This window comes from Pseudomonas sp. NBRC 111138, assembly GCF_001320835.1.
GTDB classification, from domain to species: Bacteria; Pseudomonadota; Gammaproteobacteria; order Pseudomonadales; family Pseudomonadaceae; genus Aquipseudomonas; species Aquipseudomonas paracarnis.
Window position 1 is genome coordinate 1 of the sequence record NZ_BCBO01000082.1, and the last position, 22337, is coordinate 22337.

A 22337-nucleotide genomic window follows, 5' to 3' on the forward strand; every position below is an offset into this window, starting at 1 on the left:
CCTGGTGGATGAGCTGGGCTTCGACGCCGCCATCGACTACAAAACTGAAGACGTGCCCGCCGCCCTCAAGCGCGAGTGCCCCAAAGGCGTGGACGTGTATTTCGATAACGTCGGCGGCGATATTCTCGACGCCGTGCTCAGCCGCCTGGCGCTCAAAGCCCGCGTAGTGATTTGCGGCGCAATCAGCCAGTACAACAACAAGGAAGCGGTCAAAGGCCCGGCCAACTACCTGTCATTGCTGGTCAATCGTGCGCGCATGGAAGGCTTTGTGGTGATGGACCACGCGGCGAACTTCGCGGCGGCGGGCCAGGAAATGGCCGGCTGGATGGCCCAGGGCAAGCTCAAGAGCAAGGAAGATATTGTCGAAGGGCTGGAGACATTCCCGGAAACGCTGATGAAGCTGTTCAATGGCGAGAACTTCGGGAAGTTGGTGCTCAAAGTCAGCTGACACACCAAAAAAACAGATGTGGGAGCTGGCTTGCCTGCGATGCAAGCAACTCGGTCTCTAAGTGATACCGAGTTGATACTATCGCAGGCAAGCCAGCTCCCACATTTTTGCCGCTCTAAAAATCAGGCGATCTCGGCGACGACCGCTGCCAACGCCTTGGCAGGATCCGCCGCCTGGCTGATCGGACGGCCAATCACCAGGTAATCCGAGCCCGCATCCAGGGCCTGGCGTGGGGTCAGGATGCGGCGCTGGTCATCTTGGGCGCTGCCGGTAGGACGGATACCCGGTGTCACCAGTTGCAGCGAGGGGTGAGCGTTCTTCAGGGCCTGGGCTTCCAGGGCCGAACACACCAGGCCGTCGAGGCCGGCTTTCTGCGCCAGGGCTGCCAGGCGCAACACCTGAACCTGCGGCTCGATATCCAGGCCAATACCTGCCAGGTCTTCACGCTCCATGCTGGTGAGCACGGTTACACCGATCAACAACGGTTTTGGGCCGCTGCGCTGTTCCAGCACTTCGCGGCAGGCGCTCATCATGCGCAGGCCACCGGAGCAGTGCACATTGACCATCCACACGCCCATCTCGGCCGCGGCTTTGACGGCCATCGCCGTGGTGTTGGGGATGTCATGGAATTTCAGGTCCAGGAACACTTCGAAGCCTTTGTCACGCAGGGTGCCGACGATTTCCGCCGCGCAACTGGTGAACAGTTCCTTGCCGACCTTGACCCGGCAAAGCTTGGGGTCCAACTGGTCAGCCAGCTTCAGTGCGGCGTCACGGGTGGGGTAATCCAGGGCGACGATGATAGGAGTCTGGCAGACGGACATTGGAATGGGCTCTCAGGCAAGTCGAAATCGGCGCGGATTGTAGCGCAAGCAGCGCCGTTGCGGGATCCGATGATCGGTAAATACCGATCAAGCGCCCAATACCGGCGATTCAGGGTGATTGTTTCAGCGCCGATACATTCACGACATGCCCTCAATACGCCGTCCGGCTAGCCTCGCGCACATGACCGCCCGCCCAGCACTTCCAGCCCTGGAACTGGGCGCCTATGCTGACAGCCACAACCAGGCAGATGACCTCGCTATGCATACCCCTTGCGACCCTGTAAACGAAGCGCCAAAAGACGCGGTGATCGCCGAAGACAAGCGCTGGAACACTCGCGCGCTGATTGTCGACGACGACGTGCCGATCCGCGAACTGCTGATCGACTACCTGGCACGCTTCAATATTCTCGCCTCAGGCGTCACCGACGGCACCGCCATGCGCCAAGCCATGCAAGCGGAGACCTTCGATGTGGTGGTGCTCGACCTGATGCTGCCGGGCGAAGACGGGCTGACATTGTGCCGCTGGCTGCGCGCCGAGTCGGACATTCCGATCCTGATGCTCACTGCCCGCTGCGAACCCACCGACCGCATCATCGGCCTGGAACTGGGGGCAGACGACTATATGTCCAAGCCGTTCGAACCCCGGGAACTGGTCGCGCGTATCCAGACAATCCTGCGCCGGGTGCGTGATGACCGCACCGAACAGCGGGCCAATATCCGTTTCGACAATTGGCGCCTGAACAGCGTGCTGCGCCAGTTGGTGGCCGATGATGGCCTGGTGGTGCCGCTGTCCAACGCCGAGTTTCGTTTGTTGTGGGTGTTCATCGAACGCCCGCGCCGTGTGCTGAGCCGCGAACAGCTGTTGGACGCGGCCCGTGGGCGCTCTATCGAGGCCTTTGATCGCAGCATCGACTTGCTGGTGTCGCGCCTGCGTCAGAAGCTGGGGGATGACCCCAAGGCTCCGCAACTGATCAAGACCGTACGCGGCGAAGGCTACCTGTTCGACGCCCGGGATATCGGTTGATGCGCGCGCCCTTCAATACGCTGTTCGGGCGACTGTTCGGCCTGTTGCTGGTGGCGATTGTGCTGGCCCATGTGCTGGCGTTCTTCTGGTTCCACCACTACGGCCCGCCGCCACCGCCCCGCGCGGCGTTCGTCGAACAACCGGACGGCAGTCTCACGCCCTTGCACAAGACGCCTCGCCCCTGGTTTGGCGGCCCGGTGGTACCCCTGACATTTCAATTTATCTCGCTGATCATCGCCGCCTGGTACGGCGCCAAACTGCTGAGCCGGCCGATCCAGCGCCTGAGCGCGGCGGCCGAGCGCATGAGCGTCGACCTCGACAGCCCGCCCCTGGAGGAATCCGGCCCTCGCGAAGCGCGCCAGGCGGCCTCGACCTTCAACCTGATGCAAAAGCGCATCCGCGAACAAGTCAGCCAGCGCGCCCGCATGCTCGGCGCGGTCTCCCATGACCTGCGCACCCCCCTCTCGCGCCTCAAGCTGCGCCTGGAACAGATCGAAGACCCCAAGTTGCAAGGTCAGATGCGCCAAGACCTGGACGACATGATCGGCATGCTGGATGCCACCTTGAGCTACCTGCACGAACAGCGCACCAGCGAGACACGACATTGGCTCGACGTACAGGCATTGGTGGAATCCCTGAGTGAAAACGCTCAGGACCAAGGCCGCGACGTGAAATTTTCCGGCACCTGTACACCGTTGCAGGTACAGCCGATGGCGCTGCGCTCATGCCTGAACAATTTGATCGACAACGCCCTGCGCTATGCCGGCACCGCCCGGGTAGAACTGGCTGACAGCCGTGGCGCCCTGGTGATACGGGTGATCGACCACGGCCCGGGAATCGCCGCCGATAAGCGCGAAGCGGTGTTCGAGCCGTTCTTTCGCCTGGAGGGTTCGCGCAACCGCAATTCCGGAGGGGTCGGTTTGGGGATGACCATTGCCAGGGAGGCCGTCGAGCGACTCGGCGGCCACCTGAGCCTGGAAGATACACCGGGCGGTGGGTTGACGGCGGTGATGTGGTTGCCGAGGGTTTAAGAAGGCAGTCGCACGACCTGCACCTGTGGGAGGCCAAAAATGTAGGAGCGAGCTTGCTCGCTCCTACAGAAGGCCAGTTATGTAGTCACCGATCAGTTACACGGTTTGTCTTCACGACGCACTTGCGCCTGGCTCGCGCTCCAGTCTGTCAACAGGCTGTAGGCCACCGCCAGCAACGTCGGGCCAATAAACAGGCCGATAAACCCGAACGCTATCAACCCACCAAACACACCCAACAGCACAATCACCAACGGCAGGTTGCCGCCACGGCTGATCAGGTACGGCTTGAGCACGTTATCCACGCCGCTGATCACGAACGTGCCCCATACGCCCAGGAATACCGCGTAGGTGTAGTCGCCCTTCCAAGCCAGCCACGCCGTAGCCGGAATCCACACCAGCGGCGGCCCCATGGGAATAAGGCTGAGCAGGAAAGTCACGATACCCAGCACCAGCGCGCCCGGTACGCCAGCGATCAGAAAGCCGATCAGGGCCAGCAGCGCCTGGGCCGCAGCGGTGCCGATCACACCATTGACCACCCGCTGCACCGTGCCGGCCACCAGTTCGATGTAATAGCCAGCGCGCTCGCCAATCAGGCGCTCCAACAGGCGGTGCACAAACATCGCCAGGCGCGGCCCGTCACGGTAGAAAAAGAATACGAAGACCAGGCTCAGGGTCAGCTCAAGAATGCCGCCGCCAATTTGCGCACTGCGCGCCAACAACCAATTGCCGACCTGGCCCAGGTACGGCTTGATGCTCACCATCAGCGCCGCGCCTTGTTGATCAATGCTGTCCCAGGTCGCCACCAGGCGCTCGCCTACGAAGGGGATCGACCCCAACCAGGTCGGCGCCTCGGGCAAGCCGTCGACCTGGATGTCCTTGATGAGAGCCACCGCATCACGCACATGGTCAGCCAGGTTGAACCCAAGCCATACCAATGGCACCGCCACCAGCAACATCCACCCCAACGTCAGGATGCCAGCGGCCAGGGATTCTCGGCCGCCGAGCCAACGGGTGAGCAAACGCATCAGCGGCCAGCTGGCAAATGCCAGCACCGCGCCCCAGAACAGCGCCGACCAGAACGGCGCCATGACCCAGAAGCTGGCACCAAACAGCACCAGCAGCAGGATTTGCACCAGCAGGCGATCGTTATTGAGCATCGGGTATCTCGAAAAGAAGGCTGTAGGAAGAGAGCTTAGGCGAACGGCACGGGTCCGTTCGCCCTGTGGTGCTTAGCGTATCAGATGCAGATGCAGCCCTTGGGTTTCACCGGTGCCGGTTTCCAGACGGGCGGTGCGCACGCCCTTCTCCACCAGCGCCTGGCGCCAGGCCTCGGCCTGCGGCCCGCTCAGGCTCACGCGCAGGGTGGTGTCGAGGTTCAAGGCTCGGGATATCAAGGTCAGCCAAGTGTCGTCAGGCTCGGCGCCCAGCGCGGGAAAATCCAGCTCGCCGGTACTTTTGAGTTCACGCAGCAGGGTGGCCGAGGTGGGCAGCAGTTCGCCCAAGGGCGCGCTGGCGTCGAGTTGCTCCACATGCAGGTAGGCGCGGCGGTTACCACGTGTGATCCCGTACAGCGCGACCAGGGAATTGTCCTGCGGGGCGGCCAGGCGTAGCAGCAGGTATTCCTGTTGGCCGTCGGCGCCCACCAGCTTGGCGTTGCCAAACACTTCGTTGGCCCACAGGCTGCTTTCGCCACAATCGCGGGCCTTGCACCAGAACAACAACTGCGCACCCTTGGCCTGCAAAGCTTCGCGCGTTGCGGTAAAGGCGGCGCTGGAGCTGTGTTCGGCGGGCAATTCATAGGTGATTGCAGTGGCTGGGCCGCGTGCGATGGCCTGGCCTTCATAACGCAACTGGCCGCTGATCTTGCGGATCGCGCCCATGGGGTAAATGCGTTCCTTGTCTTCAGCGGGGCGGTAATCGACGATTTGCGCATCAACCTGACGGGCTACCGCCGGTAGATCCTGGCTGCCGGGCAGATCGGCGGCAAATACCAGGGGGCTGAAACAACAAAGGCCCAGGGCACGGATACATCCTTTACCCAGGCTCATCGGATCAGTGAGCCCTGGCCAATGTTGGTCACAGCGATATCGAGTGTGTTCATGGTTGACTCCCTTTCAATCCGCCCAGCCTCGGCAGTTGACCCCGCCAAGTCAAGGCGTGGAGAAGAACCGATTGAAACAGTCTGCAACAAGAGCCGCACCGGGCTCGTCATTCAGGTGTAAATGATGGCCGCCTGGCAGCGTGGTAACCGTGAAGGGTAGCTGAGAAAGCAATTCGGAATGTTTCGCCAGCATGCCGTCAGCCGCGACCACCAACTGGGTAGGGCACCCTACCCTTCGCACGAAAGCCATGGCTTGTTCGTCGGTCAGGCGCATCGGCGACGCCAGGGTCAGGCGGCTATCGCTGCGCCAGGTGTAACCGCCTGGTACGGGCATCAAACCGCGCTGGGCCAGGAGCTGCGCTGCTTCACGGCTGACCGCGACCACGCCTTTCATCCGCGCCTCGACCGCTCGATCAAGGCTGTTGTAGACCGGCTTGCGCTTGTCCTGCAGGCTCAATTGCGCCTGCAACGCCATGCCCAGGCGCTCGGCCGCGTTCTCGCCACTGGCGGTCGGTGGGATCACGCCGTCAATCAGGCCCAGGTGTGTCACCCGCTCCGGCAAGGCCCCGGCCAATACCAGAGAGACGATGGCGCCCAGGGAGTGGCCAAGTAATGCAAAACGTTTCCAGCCCAGTTGCTCAGCCACCTGCAGCACGTCATAGACGTAATCCCACAAGGCATAACCGGCGCCAGCCGGGCGATGCGCCGAATGCCCATGCCCCGCCATGTCCAGGGCGACGATGCGCAACCCTCGCAGCTTGGGCGCCAGGCGCGCAAAGCTGTTGGCGTTGTCCAGCCAACCATGGAGGGCAATTACCGGCAGGCCGTCCTCGGGCCCGAACAGATGCGCGGCCAGTTCGATGTGCGGCAGGCTCAGGCGTACCTCTTCGACGGGCGTACTCATGCGCAACTGCGCTCACGGGCCTGCCAGCGGGCGAACAGGGTCTTGATCAAGGCAGCAGTGTCCTGAGGGCGTTCGAGGGGAAACATATGGCCGCCGGGCATGGTGAGCATTTCGCCCATGGGCAAGCGGTCGACACCGCTGGCATGGTGACGCATCACCACCCGGCTCTGGCGGCCACGCACCACGGCCAGCGGCACCTTCAACTGGCGCACCTGGCCCGGGCTGGTGTGGGGCACGCCGCGATAGATGCTGATTTCGGTGGCTGGGTCGAACCGCAGGCGCAGGCGGTCGCCCACTTGCTGCAGGCCATGTTGCAGGTACGCGTCAAAGCAATCGGGGTCAAAGCCACGGAACAAGGTCTTGCCGGCGAAATAGCTGCGCGCGGTGTCCAGGTCGGTGAATTCTTCGCGCCGGCCAAGCGTGCGCCCAGCCGGGGTGAGGCGGTCGATAAAGCCAAAGCGCTTGGCAGCGCGGATCACCCAGCGGTCTGCGCGGGTGAGCACCGGCGAATCCAGCATCACCACGCCCCGGTACAGGTGCGGGCAGCGCATGGCCGCGTGTAAATGCAGCACGCCACCCAGGGAATGGCCCACGCCCCATACCGGCTCTGGCTGCTGCTCCAGATGATGGATCAGCTCGTCCACCAGGTTTTGCCAGTTATCATCCACCGGGAACCTGGGGTCGTGACCGTGCTGCGGCAGATGGGCCACCGCATATTCCGGAGCCAGGGCGGCAAACAGCTTGCCGTAGGTGGCCGAAGGGAAGCCATTGGCGTGGGTAAAAAACACGTGCTGCGACATACAGGTTCCATCAACAAAAACAGAGGGGGATTGTCACCATGCCCGGCCCCTACAGCAATGACTGTAACTGCCAGGAATGATGACACTCACGCCACGCCTATCGCGCCGGCGGTTGTTCACCCAGCGGCACCACGGCCATGGTCAGCCGCGAGACACAACTGGCCTTGCCCTCGTCGCTGCTCAGGCGGATGTCCCACACCTGGGTAGTGCGCCCGATATGAATAGCCTTGGCCACCGCCGTCACCCGGCCGCTGCGCACGCCGCGCAGGTGGTTGGCGTTGACCTCCAGGCCCACGCAATAGAACTTGCTTGCATCAATGCACAAGTAGGCGGCCATGGAGCCGACACTTTCGGCCAGCACCACCGAGGCCCCGCCGTGCAGCAGGCCGTAGGGCTGATGGGTGCGGTGGTCGACCACCATGCTGGCGGTAAGGGATTCGTCGTCGAAGCTTTCGAAACGAATATCCAGCATTTCACCGATGGTGTTTTTCTGGATCGCGTTGAGGTGTTCGATATTCGGTTGGGTACGCCACAGGCTCATACGATTGTCCTTGTTGGTTTTATTACGGCCCTAATCCTGCCACAAAACGGTTTCGGCGCGCGCGCTCCATGCTTGCAATTGTGGCCCGTACGTCGACTCGATCACGTTGCGTTTGATCTTCAAGGTCGGCGTGAGAAAACCGTTTTCCACCGCCCATTGGTCTTTCACCACCACCAATTGCCCCATGCGTTCGTGCTTGTCCAGGCCTGCGTTCACCTGTGCCAGCCAGCGTTCAAGACCACCGCCGAGGGCTTGGCGGTCCTCGCCGGGTGCCGACAACACGCACAGCCCTATCGGCGCACTGAGCCCCTCGCCGACCACACACACCTGTTCAATACGTGCATGTTCGGCCAGGCGGTTTTCAATCGGCGCCGGGGCTACGTATTTGCCTTTGCTGGTCTTGAAGATTTCCTTGAGACGTCCGGTCAGGCGCAGGCGACCGTCCGCGTTCTGCTCGCCCTTGTCACCCGTACGCAGGAAGCCATCTGCAGTGAGCGTATCCGCGGTTTTCTGCGGGTCCTTGAAGTAGCCCAACATGGTCGCGCCACTGTGTACCTGCACTTCGCCTGACGGGTCGATACGCACTTGCACGCCTGGGCAGGGCTGGCCGATCCAACCGAGCGTTTGCCCACCTGGGCGACACACATGGGAATAGCCGCAGTTTTCGGTCATGCCGTACACCTCCAGCACATCCAGGCCCAGGCGCTGATACCAACGCAGCAACGCCTCGGGCACCGGCGCGGCGCCGGACAGGGCAATGCGCAGCGCATCCAGCCCCAGGCCGGCGAGAATTTTATGGCCGACGCGTTTGCCGATAAAAGGCAGGCGTAACAGGGTATCGAGGCGTTTTTCCGGGATTTTGGCGTAGACGCCCAGTTGGAATTTGGTCCAGATGCGCGGCACGCCAAACAAGGCCGTCGGCCGCGCCCTGCGCAGATCGGTGAGGAAGGTTTCCAGGCTCTCGGCGAAAAAAACGGTTTGCCCGGTATAGATCGACGCCATTTCTACAAACATCCGCTCCGCCACATGGCACAGCGGCAGGTACGACAGCAACCGGTCGCCCTCCCCCAGGCCAAACAGCTCAGTACCGCCCGAGGCAGCAAACCCCAAGGCGCCGAAACTGTGCATCACCCCTTTAGGCAGGCCGGTCGTACCGGAGGTGTAGATGATAGTGGCCAGGCTGGCGGCATCCGGTAGCGGGTTGTCCTGGATCGGTGAACAGGCTTGCAGGCCCGCCCAACTGAAATCGAAAGTCTCTTCAGGAGGGCACAGCGGCAGACTGATAGTCGGCACACCCGCAGGAACGCCAGGCGCCATTGCCGACCAATCATCCAGCTTGCCGATCAGCGCCAACCGCGCCTGCGAGTGAGTCAGCACATGGGCGACTGAGTCCGCGGTGAGGTTGGGATAAAGCGGCACCGACACGTGCCCAGCCATCCAGATCGCCAGGTCGGCGATGATCCAGTGGGCGCAGTTTTTTGATATCAAGGCAATATGCGAGCCCTGGGGCAACTCCCGCGCGCGCAGCCAGTGCGCGGCGCAACGAGCCTGGTGGCCGACCTCGCCCCAGGTGAGGGCCTGCACCTCACCGCCGCCGATGGGCTGAACGAGGAAGACTTTGCGCGGGTGCCGCGCTTCACGCTCGAAGAAGACCTGCAACGGCAAACGAAAAGCGACAGGCATGGGACGCGCTCCTTTGTGATCCAAGATACAGCCAACCAAGCACTTGCTTGGTTGACTGTATAGCACAGGAGAAGGAAACGGCCTGCCGCTAACCACGATGCGAAGCGAGACGCTCTTGATCTGCTCTCGATCTTAGGCGCCCCCCCAAATCACTGGCGGATTACGGGCACACCGAGCCTGGGCGAGGTGCCGAGTGGTGGGGCAAGAGCCCTTTGGTTACTTTGGGCTGGGCCGGCATTCCGGCTTTGCCAAAGTGACCCGCCGTTCAGGGCGGAACCCTAAGTGGCCGTTACCGCAGGAATGGATATGTACTCGGTATAACGGTGTCGACTGTGACGCCGTCTTCGCGAGCAAGCCCGCTCCCACAGTGGAATCGTTGGGGCGTCAGCGAGATAGGCGTCGGCTGGCAGGCCGCCTTCGCAGGCAAGCCAGCTCCCACAATTGGATCGCGGGGCGTCAGCGAGATAGGCGCCGGCTGGCAGGCCGTCGCGGGAGCAAGCTCCCTCGCCACAGCGTTGCACGATGCCTAAGGGTTCTTCACATCCACCAGACTCATCAAGCCAGCCAGCGGAAAGTCACCCTCAAGCTCCGCCAGGCTGGCCGTGTACATCGGCTGTGGCTGGCGCTGATGCCCATGCTGCAGAAAACTGATCAGGCTACCCACCAGCGGTTGGTGGCTAACCAACAGCACGTCGTCGTCGGTGTCGAGTTTCTCCAGCACTCGCTGGACATCCCCATCGGGCGTCAACCACGGCACCGTGCAGATCTCAGGCTCAAACCCCAGCACATCGCGCACCAACTGCGCCGTCTGCTGCGCCCTAACATAAGGGCTGGCAATGATGGCGCCCAAGGGCTGGTCAATCAGGTGCGCAGCACTGCGCAATACTTCAGCACGCCCATGCTCGGTAAGGTTGCGCTCGGCGTCCGTGCGCGCATGCGCTTGGGCCTCGCCGTGACGCAGAATCCATACTTTCATAGCTTCGGCTCTTCATCACGCACCGGGTGCGGTGCCGGCGGTACGCTGTGGGCCGCTTCGCCTTCGGGGGCGCGTGGGGTTGGCCAATCGGCGAACGGCCAGGGCTTTTGTTCGGTGTGGAAGCTGCCGAAGCGGCCAATCTGCGCCAGGAACTGGCTGAGGCTGTCGCCAAAGTTCATCAGGCCCAGGTTCGGTGCGCCGTAGATCAGCCGGTAAACCAATTGCACCACCACCAGCGCACCGAGCAGGAATTGGGCTACCTGCCACACCAGCGCAAACACCAGCATCCACAGGATGCGCAAGACAATCGACTCGTATGGGGGGGCAGCTTTGGGATCGTTCATGACGCGTTCCTCAGTTGAAACCACTGGTGGAAATAAAGTCGACATCGGTCTTGGGCTCGGCCCGCATCAGCAGCTCGATGACCTGATTCAGGGTGCGCCCTTCGAACAGGATCGCATGCAGGCCGGCGACCAGCGGCATGTACACGCCCACTTCCTGGGCCTTGGCCTTCAAGACCTTGAGGGTGTTGACCCCCTCGGCCACTTCGCCCAGACGCGTCACCGCTTCCTCCAGGCTCAGCCCTTGGCCCAAGGCGAACCCGACCTGGTAGTTGCGGCTTTTGGGCGAAGAACAGGTGACGATCAAGTCCCCTACGCCCGCCAGGCCGAGGAAGGTCATCGGGTTGGCGCCCTGGTTCACCGCAAAACGTGTCATCTCGGCCAGTGCGCGGGTAATCAGCATGCTCTTGGTGTTTTCGCCCATGCCCAGGGCCACGGCCATGCCAGCAATGATCGCGTAGACGTTTTTCAAGGCCCCGCCCAATTCGACGCCGAAGCGATCGCCGCTGGCGTAGACCCGGAAGGTACGGCCGTGCAACACGGCCTGGACGCGCTCGCACAAAGCCTCGTCCTCACTGGCGACCACGGTGGCGGTCAACGCGTGCTCGGCGACTTCCCGCGCAAGGTTTGGCCCGGACAGCACGCCAATGCGCGCCTGAGGGGCGATTTCGGTGAGGATTTCACTCATCAACTTGAAGGTGTGGGCTTCGATGCCCTTGGTCAGGCTGACCAGTAACTTGCCGGCCAAGCGTTCGGCGTGTGGCGCCAGTACCGAGCGCAAGGCGCTGGAAGGCAGCGCGACAAAGCACAGGTCGCAGGCCGTGAGGGTTTCCAGCAGGTCGGTCACCGGCTCGACGGCGGGATGAATCTTGATACCTTTAAGGTAACGAGGGTTTTCGCGATGCACGCGAATGGCTTCGGCCTGCTCGGGGTCGCGCATCCACTGGCGCACCGCGTGACCGTTCTCGGCCAGCAGGTTAGCCACGGCGGTCCCAAAACTTCCGCCTCCCAGGACCGCAATAGGGCGCTGTTCAGTCATATGCAATCCGTTAATCCATACCAGTGGCGATGGCGGCATTATACGGGGCGCCCCGCTTGCGGCCAGCCCCCGTATCAATTCGCGCGAGTCAGAAAATGCCAGAGGCGTGCGAAGTAAATGCAAGTCCGACGACTGGCAAACAGCCGCACCTCGGTTAACATGGGCGGCTATCCGCAATTAACAAGGCCGTGCCGTGTATCTGGGCCCTCCTCCTCGCTCATCATTGTTGTTGGTGCTGTTGTGCGCTACCTGCTCGCATGCCGACGATCTGTTCCTCGACAGCCAGCCGCTGCCGCAGGTCTTGACCGCCACGCGTCTCAAGCAATCGGCCGCCGCCGTGCCCGGCAGCATGACGGTGATCGACAGTGAGCTGATCAAGGCCAGCGGTGCCCGGGACATCTCGGAACTGCTGCGGCTGGTCCCGGGGATGATGGTCGGCTACACCAGCGGCAACCAGGCGTCGGTGAATTACCATGGCACCAGCGCCAGTGACGCACGGCGCATGCAGGTGCTGATCGACGGTCGCTCGGTCTACCGCGCCGGCCTGGCCACGGTGGATTGGAGCGATATCCCAGTGGCCATGGAGGACATCGAGCGCATCGAGGTCTTTCGCGGCCCCAACACCGTCAGCTACGGTGCCAATGCGCTGATGGCGGTGGTGAATATCCTCACCCGCTCGCCAGCCAACAGCCACGGCTCGCGGGTAAAGGTCATCCGTGGCGAGCGTGGCATCAATGACTTCTATGCCAGCCAGGGTGTGGGCTGGGAGACCGGCGATTTGCGCTTGTCTCTGTCCGGGCAACAGGACAATGGTTTTGACAGCGACGCGGTCGGCGCCGACCGCCGTGACGGGCGTCGCCTCAACCGTTTCAGCCTGGCGGTGAGCCAGGCCTTGAACGCGCAACAAAGTCTCGATTGGCAACTGAACGTCAAGGAAGGCACCAACCAGCGCCCTTATACCTACACCCCGGTGTTTGCCGGAATTACCGAAGGCGGCACCAATTCCGATGTCACCGCCAAGGACTACGCAGGCTCCCTGCGCTGGAACTTCGACTTCAACCCCGACCACAGCCTGTATATCCAGGGCTCGGCACAGCAATGGGACCGCAAGCAAATCTGGAAAGCCTGTGACGCCAAGGCCTCGTTCAGCCCTGAACTGACCCAGTTATGGCAGCTCAACCCCAACTATGCCGAATTGCTGGCACGGCACATGGACACCTACAGCCAAGGCTCCGCCCCACCGGGTAACGCCGCCGAACAGGCCTTGGCCAACCAGGTGCTGGACCAGTGGCGCAACGGTGCCAACCAAAGCGTGTGCGGCGATATCGACCAGAGCACCCGCGAAAGCCGCTACGACGTGGAAATCCAGGACACGCTCAGCCTCTCCGACAGCCTGCGCCTGGTCAGCGGTATGAATTACCGCTATGACCGCGCCGACTCCGAAACCTACTTCAATGGCACCCTGGACGACACCACCTGGCGCCTGTTCGGCCACCTGGAATGGCGCGCCAGCGAGCACTGGCTGCTGCAAGGTGGCGCCATGTACGAAGACACTCACCTGAGCGGCAACTCGCTCACGCCGCGTGTGGCGGTCAATTACCTGATCAATCCTCGCCACGGCTTGCGCGCGGTGTACTCCGAGGCAATCCGCTCGCCGGACATGTTCGAGAACAACGTCAATTGGAGCTACCGCGTCACCAATCTCAGCTCCCCGACCTACGGGCAAAACGCCGGTCAATATTTTGTCGTGACGCGCGGCCCTGGCAACCTCGACAAAGAGTTGATGCGCTCGCGCGAACTGGGCTACAACGGCTTCTTTGCCGAGCTGGGGCTGAATGTCGACGTGAAGCTGTTCTATGACGAAATCACCGACATGATCAGCTCGCCGCTGCGCAACAACCAATACATCGCCAGCAACGCCAACAGCTCGCGTTTTAGCGGTGCCGAGTCGCAGTTCGACTGGCGCGTGAGTGACGCCGACCGCCTGCGCCTGACCTATGCTTATGTAGACGCCACCTCCAGCAACCCGCTGGACAAAGCGCAAACCGCGCGTAACAGTGGCTCGGCCGGTTGGCTGCGTGAGTGGGGCCAGGGTTGGTCCAGCGCCTTGTTCTACTATGGCGACGACGCACTCAACCAATATCGCTTCCAGCGGGTCGACCTGCGGGTGGCCAAGCGCATTGCCGTAGGCAAAGCCAATGTGGAGCTGGCGGGCATGTTGCAGCAACGCCTGGATGACCAGCCCACCACCTGGGCCGACAACAACTACGACCATCGCCACGTTCTCTACTTCAGCGCCGAGCTGGACTTCTGACATGGCCGACCAGTCACGGATGACCCTCTTGTTGGTTTCACGGTTTTGGCGCCGCGGCCTGCTGCTCGCCTGCCTGTTGCTGACAGCGCCGGCGTGGAGTGCCGACATTCTGCTGACGGCCGCCGAAGACAGCGCCGGCGTGCGCGCTTTTACCCAGGCCCTTGCCCAACAACGCCCCGAAGACCAGGTCAGCTTCACGCCACTCAAGCAGTTGCCAGCGCCCAGTCACCTGCCTGCCAGCACCCGCCTGATTCTCCTTGACCTGCCGGGTCTGGACTGGCGCCTGCAGGATGCTCAGGGGCCACCAACCCTTGTGCTGCGCATCAGCCGCCTGCAGGCCCGACAACGCCTGGGCAACTCCCACCCGGCAAAAATCAGTCTGCTATGGAGCGACCCGCCGCTGGAGCGTCAGCTGCGCCTGATCGCCAATATCCTGCCCCAGGCCCGGCGCGTCGGCGTGCTGTACGGCGTCGATAGCGAATTCCTGCTGCGCGAACTGATCCAGTTCGCCAAACCCATGGGCCTGGAAATCATGCCCCAGCCATGGGACAACACCAGCGACAGTCGCCCGCTGCAAACCCTGTTCAAAAACAGCGACGTGCTACTGGGCCTCGACGATCCGCAGCTGTACAACCCCAAGACCGTAAAAAACCTGTTGCTGAGCAGCTACGCCCAACAACTGCCGTTGGTGGGGCCCAACGCTGGGTTTGTGCGGGCCGGCAGCCTGGCCAGCACCTACAGCGATCAATCCGACTGGCTCGCGGTACTGGACCGACTGCTGGACCAGCCGCCGGCCAGTTGGCCCAGCACGCTCTACCCGCAGTACTTCAAAGTCGTGGGCAACCCACAAGTCGCGCGCTCACTGGGCATCGAACAGGTCGATGAAATCGCCGTTGCCGCCCGCCTGGCCGAAGGAGAACAACGCCCATGACCTTGCGCCGTCGTTGGGATATCAACACCCGCACCCAGCTCATTACCCTGGGCCCCGCGCTGCTGTTGACCCTGCTGCTCATCACCTTCTTCACCTTCGTGCGCATCCAGGACTTGCGCCAGGAGCTGGACCACACCGGTCAATTGATCGCCAACCAGCTGGCGCCTGCCACTGAGTACGGCGTGATTTCCGGCAACAACGATGTGCTTGAAACCCTGCTGCGTGCGACCTTGGCAACACCCCATGTGCGCTTCCTGGAGATCCAGGACAGCGCCGAGAACATCTTGGTGTATGTGGAGCAGCCGTCCGAGCGGCATGACCGTTCGCTGTCGGTGAAGGTGTTCCAGGCACCGATCCGCCTGCAACACATCCAGCTCAACAATGACTTTTTCCAGGACAACCTCAGCGAACCCAAGGCACCCCGCGCGGACTACCTGGGGCGAGTGATTGTGGGTATGTCCAACGACGCTTTCAGCCAGCGCCAGCAGGAAATCCTGTTCAAGGCAGGGGTCCTGGCGCTGTTTGCCCTGCTGTTTACCTTCCTGCTGGCGCGACGCTTGTCGGCCAGCCTGTCACAGCCGATCAGCGCCATGGGGCACGCGGTCAAGGCCATCCAGCAAGGCGATTACAAGACGCCACTGCCCATCGTCGATGACTCGGAATTGGGCGACCTCTCGCGGCATATCAACAACCTGGCCGAGGGCCTTCAACAGGCCAGTCGCGAACAGCAACAAGCCATGGCGCAGTTGATCCAGACCCGTGAAGAAGCCGAGCGGGCGAACAACGCCAAGTCGGATTTTCTGGCGATGATGAGCCACGAACTGCGCACGCCCATGAATGGCGTGCTGGGCATGCTGCAACTGCTGGAAACCACGGAGATGACCGAGGAGCAGACCGAGTACGCGGCGCTGGCGTGCGAGTCCACCGAGCATTTGCTCAAGGTGATCAATGACATCCTCGATTTTTCACGCATTGAACGCGCCGCCCTGGAACTGGAACATATTCCGTTCAACCTGGCCGATCTGATCAACAGCTGCGCCCAGGCTTTCCAGCACAGCGCCCAGCAGCGCGGGCTGAGCCTGGAACTGCCCATTCCCATGGGCATGGAGGCTCTGCGTGTGCGCGGCGACCCGACGCGGATCCGCCAGATTCTGGTGAACCTGATCGGCAATGCATTGAAATTTACCGAACATGGCAGCGTGACCGTGGAGCCCCACTGGCAAACCCTGGACCATGAGTTGGTGTGGTTCACCTGCACCGTACGCGACAGCGGTATCGGTATTTCCGCCGAACGCCTGGATTTGATGTTCGATGCATTCCAGCAGGCAGACAGCTCCATTTCCAGGCGTTACGGTGGCACGGGCCTGGGCCTGCCGATTGCGCGCACCCTGGCCGAACGTATGGGTGGCACCTTGCGCGCCCAGAGCGAAGAAGGTCGAGGCTCAGTGTTCACCTTGGAGATTCCGCTGGCCATTGACCAGCAGCATGTGCCGGTCACCGCACCTGATGCGCTTGGCAAAGCCAGCGCCGGCGATGGGCGCCACGTACTGTTGGTAGAGGACAACCCGGTCAACCGCACCGTGGTCGAAGCGATGCTGCGCAGCCTGGGCTTTGAAGTCAGCCTGGCCACGGACGGCGCCGAAGCGATCCGCAGCGCCGAGAGCCTGATTTTCACCGCTATCCTGATGGATTGTCGCCTGCCCTTGATCGACGGCTACGAAGCCACACGGCAGATTCGCCAACTGCCCGGTTGCGCCGATCTGCCGATCATCGCCCTGACGGCCAACGCCTTGCAGGGCGATCGCGAAGCCTGCCTGGAAGCCGGAATGAACGATTACCTGGCCAAGCCGTTCAAACGCACGGATTTGCAGCAAATCCTGCAGCGCTGGGTGCAATAGCGCCGCGCCATCAGCCAACTGCGACTGGCGTGAAAGACGAAAGTGCGGCAGTCTTAGGCACCCGAACGGGCTGATAAACAGGCCCGGTTTAAAATTTCAGTGAACAAGTGTACATTCAGTGCCTTGCCGCTGTGACTTTCACTACAACGCAATAGTCTATGTGTAGGCTGCCGCTATGAGGCATGAACGCTTCATTCGGTTCGGGAAGATTTGCCCTACCCTGCCGCATGGGATTATTGAGGAGCTCGCATGACCAAACAAAACGCCTTTACTCGGGAAGACCTGCTGCGCTGCAGTCGCGGTGAGCTGTTCGGCCCAGGTAACGCGCAACTGCCCGCCCCGAACATGCTGATGGTGGATCGCATCACCCATATCAGCGAAGAGGGTGGCAAGTACGGCAAAGGTGAATTGGTCGCCGAGCTGGATATCACCCCTGACCTGTGGTTCTTCGCTTGCCACTTCGAAGGCGACCCTGTGATGCCAGGTTGCCTGGGCCTTGACGCCATGTGGCAACTGGTTGGCTTCTACCTGGGCTGGCAAGGCCTGCCGGGCCGCGGTCGCGCCCTGGGTTCGGGCGAAGTGAAGTTCTTTGGCCAGGTACTGCCGAGCGCCAAGAAAGTCACCTACAACATTCAAATCAAGCGCGTCCTCAAGGGCAAGCTGAACCTGGCCATCGCCGACGGTTCGGTGACTGTCGACGGTCGCGAGATCTATACTGCCGAAGGCCTTCGGGTCGGCGTATTTACTTCCACTGACAACTTTTAAGGGTTATCCGCATGCGCCGCGTCGTTATCACTGGTCTGGGCATCGTTTCTTGCCTGGGCAATGACAAAGAGACCGTCACCGCTAACCTGCGTGCAAGTCGCCCTGGCATCCGCTTCAACCCGGAATATGCCGAAATGGGTCTGCGTAGCCAGGTTTCCGGCTCCATTGACCTGCCCCTCGAAGAACTGATCGATCGCAAGATCTATCGTTTCGTCGGCCACGCTGCCGCCTACGCCTACCTGGCCATGAAAGACGCGATCGCCGACTCCGGCCTGAGCGAAGACCAGGTTTCGAACGTACGCACCGGCCTGATCGCCGGCTCCGGCGGCGCATCGACCCTCAACCAGATGGAAGCGCTGGACATCCTGCGCGAAAAAGGCGTGAAGCGCGTCGGCCCTTATCGTGTCACGCGGACCATGGGCAGCACCGTTTCCGCCTGCCTGGCTACGCCATTCCAGATCAAGGGCGTGAACTACTCGATCTCCTCCGCATGCGCCACCAGCGCCCACTGCATCGGGACTGCCGTTGAGCAGATCCAACTGGGCAAGCAGGACATCGTATTTGCCGGCGGCGGTGAAGAAGAGCATTGGAGCCAGTCGTTCCTGTTCGACGCCATGGGCGCATTGTCCACCCAGTACAACGAAACCCCAGAAAAAGCCTCCCGCGCTTACGACGCCAAGCGTGACGGTTTCGTCATCGCCGGCGGTGGTGGCATGGTGGTGGTCGAGGAGCTGGAACACGCCCTGGCCCGTGGCGCGAAGATCTACGCGGAAATCGTTGGCTACGGCGCGACGTCCGACGGCTACGACATGGTTGCGCCAAGCGGTGAAGGCGCCATCCGCTGCATGCAGATGGCAATGTCCACCGTCGACACCCCAATCGACTACCTGAACACCCACGGCACCTCGACCCCGGTCGGCGATGCCAAGGAAATGGAAGGCGTGCGTGCGGTATTTGGCGACAATGCTCCGAAAATCAGCTCCACCAAGAGCCTGTCGGGTCACTCCCTGGGCGCCGCTGGCGTTCACGAAGCGATCTATTGCCTGCTGATGATGGAAGGCAACTTCATGGCCGGCTCGGCCAACATCGACGAGATTGATCCGGTTGTGGCCGATATGCCAATCCTGACCAAGACCGTTGAAAACGCCAAGATCGACACCGTGATGAGCAACAGCTTTGGTTTTGGTGGCACCAATGCCACCTTGGTACTCAAGCGCTGGCAGGGCAAGTAAGCTCGCAGGTTGATCACACGAAAAAGCCCCGACTGGTTCGGGGCTTTTTTTTTGCGTTTGATTTGAAACCGCGTCGCCTTCATCACAGGCAAGCCAGCTCCCACGTTCGACCGCGTTCATCCTGAAGGAATACGGTCCAGTGTGGGAGCTGGCTTGCCTGCGGCTGGGCCGCCCCGGTTCCCCGCCCTACACCGAAAACCGCGCCACCATCGAATTCAGATCCACCGCCAACCGCGACAACTCCTGACTCGCTGCACTGGTCTGGTTGGCCCCGGTCGATGTCTGGTGCGCGAGGTCCCGGATATTCATCAAGTTACGATCCACCTCCCGCGCCACCGCCGCCTGCTGCTCCGAGGCACTGGCGATCACCAGGTTGCGTTCGTTGATCAAGGTGAATGCCGAGGCAATCTCTTCCAGGGCCATGCCCGCCGATTTGGCGATATCCAGTGTGGAGCGCGCCCGAGTATTGCTCTGCTGCATCGAGCTGACAGCCTGGTCGGTGCCCTGCTGAATCCCGCTGATCATCTGCTCGATTTCCTGGGTCGACTGTTGCGTGCGATGGGCCAAGGCCCGCACCTCATCGGCTACCACCGCAAACCCGCGCCCGGCATCCCCCGCTCGCGCCGCTTCAATCGCCGCGTTCAGTGCCAGCAAGTTGGTTTGCTCGGCAATCGAGCGAATCACATCCAGCACTGTGCTGATGCCATAGACCTTTTGCGCCAGCGCTTCGACCTGGGTCACATTGGCGGTCACATCGGTCGCGAGGGCTTCAATCGACACCACCGTCTGCTGCACCTGCTCACGCCCTTGCTGGGCAATCCGGTCGGATTCGCGAGATGCCTGGGACGTGGCCACCGCATTGCTCGCCACCTCCTCCACCGCCACCGTCATCTGATTGACTGCCGTGGCCGCCTGTTCGATTTCCTGGTTCTGCTGGTGTAAACCACGGGTCGCATCCTCGGTGACGCAACTGAGCTCTTCGGAAGCCGACGCCAATTGGTTCGACGATTCTGATATGCGCCGGATAGTGTCGCGCAAGCTCTCCTGCATGCGCTTGAGCGCCTGTTGCAAGCGCGCCGGCTCGTCGCTGCCACTGAGCCTGATGTCGCCCGTCAAGTCGCCACTGGCAACGCCCTGGGCCACTTTCAACGACTGTGCCAGCGGCAGCACGATGCTGCGTGTCAGCCACACCGCCAGGCCAATCGTGACCAACGCCGTGGCGCCAATCATGGTCATCACCCAGACCCGCGACTGGCTGAACACCTGCTGTGCCAGCCGGGCGGCCTCGTTGGCGCTGGACTTGTTCAGATTGACCAAGTCACGCAGCGTCACGGCCATCTGGTCAGCCATCTGATTCATTTCGCCATTGACCACCGCAATGGCCTCCTCCAGCCGATTGGCCTTGGATAAGCCCACCACCTGCTCCTGGCGTTGCAGGTACTGCTGCTCCTCGACCTTGAAGCGATCAAACAGCACGCGCTCCTCAGGCAAGACGATCAATGCCTCGTACACGCCTTCAGCGTGGTGCAAACCGGTTTTTATTTCGGCAATTTTCTGCTCGTTCTGCGCCACCGCCTGGGGGTCGCGGTTGACCAGCAAGCGCAACGTCAGCGCCCGAATGCGCAACACATCCTGGTTCATCTCCCCCACCGCCATCACGCTGGGCAGCCAGTTGGTCTCCACCTGGTCCGACTGCTGGCGCATATTGGCCATCTGCAACAGGGCAAAGCCGCCCAAGACGAACACCATCAACGCCAGCACACCAAAGCCCAGGCCGGCGCGAGGGGCGATATTCAAACTGCGGATATTCATGCCAGGGTTCCTTCCAAAAGTACTGCATCCACCTGCAGCGGGTCTCTTGGACGTTATCGGCACCTCAGGTCATTGGCGTAAGATCAAAACGCGATATCAAGGCGCGTCGCCATCGCGATGCGGCTTGGGCAGGATGGCGAGGAAGTTGTCGCGCGCAACCTTGTGGGCAACGTCTTCGGGCAACGCATCGAGGAAAGGATCGAAACGGCGCATCTCTTTGCCCAACTTATTGAAGCGCCCCACAACATCGGAGCCGAGCATGAAGCGATCCGGGAAGCGCTCCACCAGCGCAACCCATTGCGGCCGTGGCTTGCCGGCGTCATCCAGCAGATAGGGCGTGAGCATGCTCCAGGACAGGTCGATATACAGGTTGGGGTACGCCTCAAGCAGGCGCGTCAGGGTAGGCAACAAAAAGTCCATCTGCACCTGATGACGGTGAATTTCCTTGCTGGTACCGGCATGGGCCCAGATAAAACGCGTGTGCGGGTGATTGCGTAACGGCTGCTCGACTTCCGCCAGGTACAGCGGGTTGCGCTCACGTTTGGAGGTGATGTTGGAGTGCAGCATCACCGGCAGGTCGTTTTCGGCCGCCAGGTGATAGATGCGCGTCATGGCTTCGTTATTGGCGCGCGGGGTGTCACCGGAGGTCAGGGCGGTAAGGTCATCGTGCCGGGTGAACACTTCACCGATGCCCTGCCACAGCCCTGGGTTGAGGTCGAGCATACGCTGGATGTGGGCGGCGGAGTTTTTGTCGTTGGGATTGAAACCGGCGAGGAAGGGATGAAAGTGCTGGCGTTGCTCGGGGGAAAGTTTATTGACCGCCGCCGCGACGATCACATCCGTGGCGCTGTACCAATAGGCATCGGCGTCGTCACCGGCGTAGTAGCGCGGGCGCTTGGGCTCGTCTTCGTGCCATTTCTTGGCCACGGGAATCCCGGAAATCATGACGTGCTCAATACGGTTGTCCGCCATGGCCTTGAGCAGCTTGTCCATGCCGGCGGTTTCCTGGAAAAAATCCACGTAGTGCAGGTGCGCGTCGCTGTAGGCATAGTCACGGGCCTGCACGACAAGGCTGCTGGCGGCGAGCAACAAGGCAAGACTCAGGCGGGCTCCAGACACGGTAAAACCTCAATAAGGGTTGATACGGGTAGACCTTGCGCCAGCCTTCAGGGTTCAGCATGGAAAAAACCGGAACACTGGGGTGCCAGCATGCTCTATAACTGCATGACCTTCATCCTGCGCCCTTATGAGGTTTGCCATGCCTGTTACCGTTAATACGCTGAACGCTGAAAACTTCCGTCACAGCGTGAATATCAATAATCACGAGCTGTTTACCGACCTGCCCAAGAGCCTGGGCGGTGACGATTCGGCGCCCTCCCCCCACGATTATTTCGATGCTGCGCTGGCGTCGTGCAAAGCTTTGACCGTGAGGCTCTACGCGCAGAAAAAAGATATCCCGCTGACCGGCGTGACCGTGGAGGTCACTCACGACAGCGACGAAGAGCAAAAGGGTAAATACAAACTCAACGTCAAGCTGACCCTCAAGGGCGTACTCACCGACGCCCAGCGCGATGAACTGCATCGCGTGGCCGATAAGTGCCCGGTACATAAGCTGATGACCACCGCCGAAGTCACTATCGAGACGAAATTGTCGGAAGGCGCCTTCAGCCAATAGC

At 61.6% G+C, this 22337-nt stretch carries 21 protein-coding genes; 9 read left to right on the forward strand and 12 right to left on the reverse strand.

The annotated features are described in order from the left end of the window. A partial coding sequence (locus APH41_RS15750; protein ID WP_156359059.1) for an NADP-dependent oxidoreductase occupies nucleotides 1–448 on the forward strand: 448 nt, incomplete at its 5' end. 122 nt (nucleotides 449–570) lie between these two features. On the opposite strand, the gene pyrF is transcribed toward APH41_RS15750, so the two are convergent. Beyond that, nucleotides 571–1269, reverse strand: a complete 699-nt coding sequence (gene pyrF, locus APH41_RS15755; RefSeq protein WP_003190068.1) for an orotidine-5'-phosphate decarboxylase — start codon at nucleotides 1267–1269, stop codon at nucleotides 571–573. Nucleotides 1270–1528: 259 nt separating this feature from the next. On the opposite strand from pyrF, the gene APH41_RS15760 reads away from it, so the two are divergent. Beyond that, entirely contained in the window at nucleotides 1529–2293 is a 765-nt protein-coding gene (locus tag APH41_RS15760; RefSeq protein ID WP_034127268.1) for a response regulator, read from the forward strand. Further along, complete coding sequence (locus APH41_RS15765; protein ID WP_054920054.1) at nucleotides 2293–3324, forward strand: HAMP domain-containing sensor histidine kinase; 1032 nt, start codon at nucleotides 2293–2295, stop codon at nucleotides 3322–3324. The genes APH41_RS15760 and APH41_RS15765 overlap by 1 nt, the downstream gene beginning before the upstream one ends. 92 nt (nucleotides 3325–3416) lie before the next feature. On the opposite strand, the gene APH41_RS15770 is transcribed toward APH41_RS15765, so the two are convergent. The 9 genes from APH41_RS15770 to APH41_RS15810 form a co-directional block, all read right to left on the reverse strand. Continuing rightward, nucleotides 3417–4481: an AI-2E family transporter gene (locus APH41_RS15770; protein ID WP_003190063.1), complete on the reverse strand. Its 1065-nt coding sequence runs from the start codon at nucleotides 4479–4481 to the stop codon at nucleotides 3417–3419. Nucleotides 4482–4553: 72 nt separating this feature from the next. Next, on the reverse strand, nucleotides 4554–5372 hold the full coding sequence (locus APH41_RS15775) for a DUF4892 domain-containing protein (RefSeq protein WP_054920057.1): 819 nt from the start codon (nucleotides 5370–5372) through the stop codon (nucleotides 4554–4556). Nucleotides 5373–5474: 102 nt separating this feature from the next. Beyond that, a complete protein-coding gene (locus APH41_RS15780) occupies nucleotides 5475–6329 on the reverse strand; it encodes an alpha/beta hydrolase (protein ID WP_054920059.1) in 855 nt (284 codons plus the stop codon). Further along, nucleotides 6326–7129, reverse strand: a complete 804-nt coding sequence (locus APH41_RS15785) for an alpha/beta fold hydrolase (protein ID WP_044273029.1) — start codon at nucleotides 7127–7129, stop codon at nucleotides 6326–6328. Before APH41_RS15785 ends, APH41_RS15780 begins: the two co-directional genes overlap by 4 nt. A 97-nt stretch (nucleotides 7130–7226) precedes the next feature. Continuing rightward, complete coding sequence (locus APH41_RS15790) at nucleotides 7227–7670, reverse strand: hotdog fold thioesterase (RefSeq protein ID WP_014717751.1); 444 nt, start codon at nucleotides 7668–7670, stop codon at nucleotides 7227–7229. A 30-nt stretch (nucleotides 7671–7700) separates the two neighbouring features. After that, a complete protein-coding gene (locus APH41_RS15795) occupies nucleotides 7701–9353 on the reverse strand; it encodes an AMP-binding protein (protein ID WP_054920061.1) in 1653 nt (550 codons plus the stop codon). Nucleotides 9354–9879: 526 nt separating this feature from the next. After that, nucleotides 9880–10329: a phosphohistidine phosphatase SixA gene (gene sixA, locus APH41_RS15800; RefSeq protein WP_054920063.1), complete on the reverse strand. Its 450-nt coding sequence runs from the start codon at nucleotides 10327–10329 to the stop codon at nucleotides 9880–9882. After that, nucleotides 10326–10673: a DUF4389 domain-containing protein gene (locus APH41_RS15805; RefSeq protein ID WP_054899024.1), complete on the reverse strand. Its 348-nt coding sequence runs from the start codon at nucleotides 10671–10673 to the stop codon at nucleotides 10326–10328. The genes sixA and APH41_RS15805 overlap by 4 nt, the downstream gene beginning before the upstream one ends. Nucleotides 10674–10683: 10 nt before the next feature. Beyond that, entirely contained in the window at nucleotides 10684–11709 is a 1026-nt protein-coding gene (locus tag APH41_RS15810) for an NAD(P)H-dependent glycerol-3-phosphate dehydrogenase (protein WP_034127205.1), read from the reverse strand. Between the two features lie 193 nt (nucleotides 11710–11902). On the opposite strand from APH41_RS15810, the gene APH41_RS15815 reads away from it, so the two are divergent. From APH41_RS15815 to fabB, 5 genes are all read left to right on the forward strand, one after another. Then, complete coding sequence (locus APH41_RS15815; RefSeq protein ID WP_082430461.1) at nucleotides 11903–14023, forward strand: TonB-dependent siderophore receptor; 2121 nt, start codon at nucleotides 11903–11905, stop codon at nucleotides 14021–14023. Between the two features lies 1 nt (nucleotide 14024). Continuing rightward, nucleotides 14025–14954, forward strand: coding sequence for an ABC transporter substrate-binding protein (locus APH41_RS15820; RefSeq protein ID WP_054899023.1), 930 nt, complete (start codon nucleotides 14025–14027; stop codon nucleotides 14952–14954). Further along, nucleotides 14951–16852, forward strand: a complete 1902-nt coding sequence (locus tag APH41_RS15825) for an ATP-binding protein (protein WP_054920066.1) — start codon at nucleotides 14951–14953, stop codon at nucleotides 16850–16852. The genes APH41_RS15820 and APH41_RS15825 overlap by 4 nt, the downstream gene beginning before the upstream one ends. Nucleotides 16853–17101: 249 nt before the next feature. Then, nucleotides 17102–17617: a 3-hydroxyacyl-[acyl-carrier-protein] dehydratase FabA gene (gene fabA / locus APH41_RS15830; protein WP_003190035.1), complete on the forward strand. Its 516-nt coding sequence runs from the start codon at nucleotides 17102–17104 to the stop codon at nucleotides 17615–17617. Nucleotides 17618–17628: 11 nt separating this feature from the next. Beyond that, a complete protein-coding gene (fabB, locus tag APH41_RS15835) occupies nucleotides 17629–18849 on the forward strand; it encodes a beta-ketoacyl-ACP synthase I (RefSeq protein ID WP_054920068.1) in 1221 nt (406 codons plus the stop codon). A 186-nt stretch (nucleotides 18850–19035) separates the two neighbouring features. Here fabB and APH41_RS15840 read toward each other — a convergent pair whose 3' ends face one another. Continuing rightward, complete coding sequence (locus tag APH41_RS15840; protein ID WP_054920071.1) at nucleotides 19036–20661, reverse strand: methyl-accepting chemotaxis protein; 1626 nt, start codon at nucleotides 20659–20661, stop codon at nucleotides 19036–19038. Nucleotides 20662–20757: 96 nt separating this feature from the next. Continuing rightward, nucleotides 20758–21780: an amidohydrolase family protein gene (locus APH41_RS15845; RefSeq protein WP_054899021.1), complete on the reverse strand. Its 1023-nt coding sequence runs from the start codon at nucleotides 21778–21780 to the stop codon at nucleotides 20758–20760. Between the two features lie 139 nt (nucleotides 21781–21919). Here APH41_RS15845 and APH41_RS15850 point away from each other — a divergent pair, with 139 nt between their 5' ends. Beyond that, nucleotides 21920–22336 (forward strand): OsmC family protein, encoded by a 417-nt coding sequence (locus tag APH41_RS15850; RefSeq protein ID WP_034127200.1) that lies wholly within the window; start codon nucleotides 21920–21922, stop codon nucleotides 22334–22336. The last annotated feature ends 1 nt before the right edge of the window (nucleotide 22337 follow it).

Excerpts from the sequence above, each read along its gene's own strand:
- APH41_RS15785 (WP_044273029.1), bottom strand. The coding sequence starts at position 7,129 with ATGTCGCAGCACGTGTTTTTTACCCACGCCAATGGCTTCCCTTCGGCC.
- APH41_RS15760 (WP_034127268.1), top strand. The coding sequence starts at position 1,529 with ATGCATACCCCTTGCGACCCTGTAAACGAAGCGCCAAAAGACGCGGTG.
- APH41_RS15790 (WP_014717751.1), bottom strand. The coding sequence starts at position 7,670 with ATGAGCCTGTGGCGTACCCAACCGAATATCGAACACCTCAACGCGATC.
- pyrF (WP_003190068.1), bottom strand. The coding sequence starts at position 1,269 with ATGTCCGTCTGCCAGACTCCTATCATCGTCGCCCTGGATTACCCCACC.
- fabA (WP_003190035.1), top strand. The coding sequence starts at position 17,102 with ATGACCAAACAAAACGCCTTTACTCGGGAAGACCTGCTGCGCTGCAGT.
- APH41_RS15780 (WP_054920059.1), bottom strand. The coding sequence starts at position 6,329 with ATGAGTACGCCCGTCGAAGAGGTACGCCTGAGCCTGCCGCACATCGAA.
- APH41_RS15840 (WP_054920071.1), bottom strand. The coding sequence starts at position 20,661 with ATGAATATCCGCAGTTTGAATATCGCCCCTCGCGCCGGCCTGGGCTTT.
- APH41_RS15795 (WP_054920061.1), bottom strand. The coding sequence starts at position 9,353 with ATGCCTGTCGCTTTTCGTTTGCCGTTGCAGGTCTTCTTCGAGCGTGAA.
- APH41_RS15810 (WP_034127205.1), bottom strand. The coding sequence starts at position 11,709 with ATGACTGAACAGCGCCCTATTGCGGTCCTGGGAGGCGGAAGTTTTGGG.
- APH41_RS15765 (WP_054920054.1), top strand. The coding sequence starts at position 2,293 with ATGCGCGCGCCCTTCAATACGCTGTTCGGGCGACTGTTCGGCCTGTTG.
- APH41_RS15805 (WP_054899024.1), bottom strand. The coding sequence starts at position 10,673 with ATGAACGATCCCAAAGCTGCCCCCCCATACGAGTCGATTGTCTTGCGC.
- APH41_RS15775 (WP_054920057.1), bottom strand. The coding sequence starts at position 5,372 with ATGAGCCTGGGTAAAGGATGTATCCGTGCCCTGGGCCTTTGTTGTTTC.
- APH41_RS15820 (WP_054899023.1), top strand. The coding sequence starts at position 14,025 with ATGGCCGACCAGTCACGGATGACCCTCTTGTTGGTTTCACGGTTTTGG.
- APH41_RS15770 (WP_003190063.1), bottom strand. The coding sequence starts at position 4,481 with ATGCTCAATAACGATCGCCTGCTGGTGCAAATCCTGCTGCTGGTGCTG.
- APH41_RS15850 (WP_034127200.1), top strand. The coding sequence starts at position 21,920 with ATGCCTGTTACCGTTAATACGCTGAACGCTGAAAACTTCCGTCACAGC.
- fabB (WP_054920068.1), top strand. The coding sequence starts at position 17,629 with ATGCGCCGCGTCGTTATCACTGGTCTGGGCATCGTTTCTTGCCTGGGC.
- APH41_RS15825 (WP_054920066.1), top strand. The coding sequence starts at position 14,951 with ATGACCTTGCGCCGTCGTTGGGATATCAACACCCGCACCCAGCTCATT.
- sixA (WP_054920063.1), bottom strand. The coding sequence starts at position 10,329 with ATGAAAGTATGGATTCTGCGTCACGGCGAGGCCCAAGCGCATGCGCGC.